2 protein-coding genes are annotated in these 667 nt (G+C 67.6%); both read left to right on the top strand.

What is annotated here, in order from left to right:
* The coding region (locus QZH66_RS17770; RefSeq protein WP_305807138.1) for a hypothetical protein at window positions 1-190 on the top strand (190 nt) is incomplete at its 5' end.
* A gap of 50 nt (window positions 191-240) precedes the next feature.
* Window positions 241-667, top strand: a 427-nt coding sequence (locus tag QZH66_RS17765; RefSeq protein WP_305807137.1) for a hypothetical protein, incomplete at its 3' end; no start/stop codon positions are given.

The raw sequence follows: 667 nt of genomic DNA, 5'->3' as shown, positions 1-667 counted from the left end.
TCGGCTTCTGAATGCTATTCCAGGAGTTGATTTGAAGTTCTTGCTCAACGTGGCATTCACTGCCACCCTGTGCCTCCTTGGCGCCTGCTCATCGGCCCCGTCCAGCGGGGCTGGCGGCGCGGCAGCGGCCGGCAGCAGTATCGAAGTGTTTGGCACCATCGACGCCTCCATCTCGCACCGCCGCAACTAAGCGCCTGTCCACGCGCCCAGGTCGGGCACCCCAGCTGCTAGAGTCCAGCCATGTTGCTACGCACTTCGTGGATGGCTGGTCTGGGCCTGCTCCTGGCGCAGAGTGCCTGGCCGCAGGACGCGGGCGGCAGCGCCACCCCGACGACCCCGTTCAAATTCACCGTGGGTGCCTACCGTGCTGCGGGCGGCGGCCAGCCCAGCGCCCCCGGCCTCGACCTGAACCTGCGCTACACCTACGGCGAGGGCAATGCCTGGATCGGCTGGTTCCGCTCGCCGGCACAGGACTTCGCCCAGCCCCGCATCGGCTGGGACCATGTCTACACCCTGGGCCCGGTACGGCTGCTGCCATCGCTGCAGGCGGCATCCGGGGGCTTCGTCGGCGGCAGCCTGGCGGTGGAAACCGGCGACAGCTGGTTCTTCGGCACGGGCCTGGGCCGCACCAACCTGCGCAACTACGCCAACCTCAATTTCGATCCCA

Origin of the sequence: Stenotrophomonas sp. YIM B06876, assembly GCF_030711595.1 — a bacterium.
GTDB lineage: Bacteria > Pseudomonadota > Gammaproteobacteria > Xanthomonadales > Xanthomonadaceae > Stenotrophomonas.
The sequence above is the reverse complement of the archived record's forward strand: the minus strand, read 5'-3'. Positions and strand labels throughout refer to the sequence as shown.